Source organism: Ruminococcus sp. (genome assembly GCF_045129435.1).
In the GTDB taxonomy this organism is placed as follows: domain Bacteria; phylum Bacillota; class Clostridia; order Oscillospirales; family Acutalibacteraceae; genus Ruminococcoides.
This window is the reverse complement of record NZ_JBGVJL010000127.1, coordinates 1-3325: the sequence shown is the minus strand read 5'-3', so window position 1 is coordinate 3325 and position 3325 is coordinate 1. Positions and strand designations below refer to the sequence as shown.

The window sequence follows — 3325 nt, the reverse complement described above, 5'->3', positions numbered from 1 at the left end:
CAGTGTTTGCGTCTGTACCGATTTCTATAAGCAAAGAGCCGTCACAAATATATTCATTATAAGCAAAATATCCAAAATTCAGCGGCCTTGTAATTCCCGGGTACATCTCCTCAGCCTTATTCTGAATCTTAAGTGCAAAATTCAGATTGTTTTCCCAACTCAAAAAATTCATTTCACCGTCAGTGTCACAGCCCGATAAAATCATAATCTGAGCACCCTGCTTTCCGTCATAGGTAAAAACAGGCTTAACTTTCTGAGTTTCCGTACCTATTGCATCACGATGAATATCTATGATAACCTTAATATCCGTATTTGTTTCCATAATGCTCTCGACTGTCTGAGCACTTCTGTCATATGAACCGCTATAGGTTGAATCGTGTACGGTAGTATCGTGCATCGTCTTTATTCCACGCTTGTTCAGTACATCTGCAATCGCATCGCCAACAGCCGTTACATTGTAATCATTATTCTGAGTGCGTGAATAGTAGCTTTCGTAAAAATAATCAACATCTTCGTCCATATAGCTTTCACTTGTATGTGTATGATAGATAAGAATCTGTGCAGTTCCGTTTGAATCAACATCAAAAGGCAGTTCACTTTTTAGCAGCGTGTCAAAATCACAGTCAAGACCTGTATTATTTTTTACATACGCATTTCCGCATTTTACACCGTTTGCACCGATTTGCTCTGCAAGAATATCATAAACTGCCTCACCATCGTGATTACCGTACGAATCATAGTATCCCGTTTTATCTTTTTCACCGTTAAATTTTCTTGTTATTGTAATGGGCTTTGTTTCCGATTGAGAATTATTCTCTGTATTTTCGGTTGCTGCCTGAGTAGGATTAGTTGCCGCTGTGTTTTCCAAATCATATGTACCGTCTGACAATGTAAGTGCCGCTGCTGCAAGTGCCACAGGCTTATCGCTTGCAAAGCACTCAGGCATTCTTTTAAAAATGCAGAAAACGGCTGTCGATACCAAAAGTACCGATGCCGTTATTTTTAATACTCCTAACTTTTTCACAAAATCACCGCCTCATAAAAATATATGCCGATAATTTTAATGTATGACGAAAAACTACATCAGCGAAACAAGCTCGGAAATATTAAATTCATTTTGCAATGCACCATTAAGTGCAAACGAAATCAGCCTTGACGCCCTTTCTGTAAGCAAGTCAATTTCCCTTGGAATAACCACCATTTGTCTGCCCTGCGGTGTAATCTTCTGCTTTGCTCTGTGCGGACTGTTTTCGCTCAGTAAATCAGACGCAAATGTAGAAGCGTCTACAACAGTTGGTACGCCGATAGCAATTATCGGCACACCTATAGTTTCCTTATTTATCTTTGTTCTGTGATTCCCCACACCCGCACCCGGAGAAATTCCTGTGTCGCTGATTTGCAGTGTACAACCAAGCCTTTCAAGCCTGCGTGATGCAAGAGCGTCAATCACCACCACTGCATTTGGTTTGATTCTTTTCACAATACTCAAAATATATTCGCCGGTTTCAATGCCTGTCTGTCCTGTTACTCCTGTTGCCATAACCGCAACGGGTCTTAGACGGTCAAGCCCCGTACTCCTTGCAATTTCACCTGAAATATGCCTTGTGGCAAGCACCCTTGCACTTGTCTTTGGACCAAGTGAATCCGGTGTGATTTCAGGATTGCCAAGCCCCACAACAAGCACAAGACCGTTCACCGGCAAAAGTCTGCGAATTTCCTTTCCGATTGTAATCAGTCTTTCGTCAGTTTCCGTAAAATTATCTGTAAGTGACGGAAGCTCAATAGTAATATATGTTCCCTCTTCCTTGCCAAGCTGTTGCTGTGCCTTTCTTGTCTTTACCTCAAGTCTTGAAATATCAAGTCCGTTTTCGCTGTACTGCACAAAATCAACACCGCTTACATCTTCACCTGCAATTTCACGAGCCTCGACCGCAAGGTCTGTTCTTAGCTCCATACAAGTCGCTCCTTTTCCTGAAAAATACTGCTATTATCTTGCGTATAAATACTGCGTATATTCTTTACAAGAAAGAAAATTTTTGGTATAATAAATTTCAAATTGTAAAAAGGTGTGATTGCATAATGAAAAAATCACCTGTCATTAAAGTGATGACAGCAACAACAGCTGCTCTGATTCTCATATCAGCGGCAAGCCTGCCGACATATGCGGCACAAATTGAAAATAATGTAGGTTTTAAACAAATAAAATCTGAAATTACCAATATTACAGATAAAGACAATACTATTCCGTCAGCCTATAGTTCGGTTGAGCTTGGTATAGTTAATCCGCCAAAAAGTCAGAAATACAATGATTGTTGGACATACTCTTCACTTTCTGTGCTTGAAACCAAGCTATTAAAATCAGGATTTACAGCAAATAATTTTTCAGCCGAACATATGAACATATGGGCAACCACAAAAAGTAACGGTAAAGGCTGGCAACGCTACATAAATTCTGACGGCTACGCCTTTACAGCACTCGGCTATCTAAGCTCATGGCAGGGAGGTATTGAGCAGAGCGACTATGACAGCATTTCCGAAGCATACACTCCGAATACCAACCTTTCCGAATTTGTGCATTATGGTGCAACTGCTATAAAATACCTTGATAATTGTACTCAAAACGAAATCAAAGAGGAGATTATTAAAAACGGCTCAATTTATGCCGCCTACTCTCACAGCTCACTTTATGAAAATCAGGACAGAACAGCATATTTTTGCCCCACAGGTGCACCAAAAGCGACAGGCCACGCAATCAGTATTGTAGGCTGGGATGATAATTATTCTAAAGATAATTTTAAAGCTGTTAACGGTGTTACTCCCGAAAATAACGGAGCATGGCTTGTTAAAAACAGCTGGGGCGACTACAATACATTAGGCGGTTATTTTTGGCTTTCATACGAGGACGCTTATCTTTTCAGCAGTACATTCAGATATAATTATGCAATAGAAGATGTCACAGAAATTACTGACGACATCAAGCTTATGCAAAATGAAATTTACGGTGCAACCTATGAATTCAACTATATTGAAGATGACAGCGTTACATATATGAATCTCTTTAATTTTTCAGAGGGATATAACTTGCTTGATTCGGTAATGTTTGAAACTACAGCAAAAAATTCGGACTACGAAATTTACTATGTACCTGCCGAAAATAAAATTCCTGTTGCTGACCAGACAAAGTGGACTAAGCTTTGTGACGGTATTGTTCCCTACAGCGGCTATATCAGCATTGATACAAATGATTTTGACTTGCCTGTAACCTATGGTGCAATAGCGGTAAAAATCAGTAAAAATGAAAAAAGCGACAAAAATACTATTGGTG

At 39.7% G+C, this 3325-nt stretch carries 3 protein-coding genes; 1 reads left to right on the top strand and 2 read right to left on the bottom strand.

Features of this window, described 5'->3' with window-relative positions:
- Window positions 1-1024: stage II sporulation protein P (gene spoIIP, locus ACJMMI_RS06280; protein ID WP_405354352.1), on the bottom strand; the 1024-nt coding region annotated here is incomplete at its 3' end.
- A gap of 54 nt (window positions 1025-1078) precedes the next feature.
- On the bottom strand, window positions 1079-1954 hold the full coding sequence (gpr, locus tag ACJMMI_RS06275) for a GPR endopeptidase (protein ID WP_405354351.1): 876 nt from the start codon (window positions 1952-1954) through the stop codon (window positions 1079-1081).
- Between the two features lie 125 nt (window positions 1955-2079).
- On the opposite strand from gpr, the gene ACJMMI_RS06270 reads away from it, so the two are divergent.
- The coding region (locus ACJMMI_RS06270; protein WP_405354350.1) for a lectin like domain-containing protein at window positions 2080-3325 on the top strand (1246 nt) is incomplete at its 3' end.

What these genes read in the sequence shown, in the direction of transcription:
- gpr (WP_405354351.1), bottom strand. Translation starts at nt 1,954, where the DNA reads ATGGAGCTAAGAACAGACCTTGCGGTCGAGGCTCGTGAAATTGCAGGT.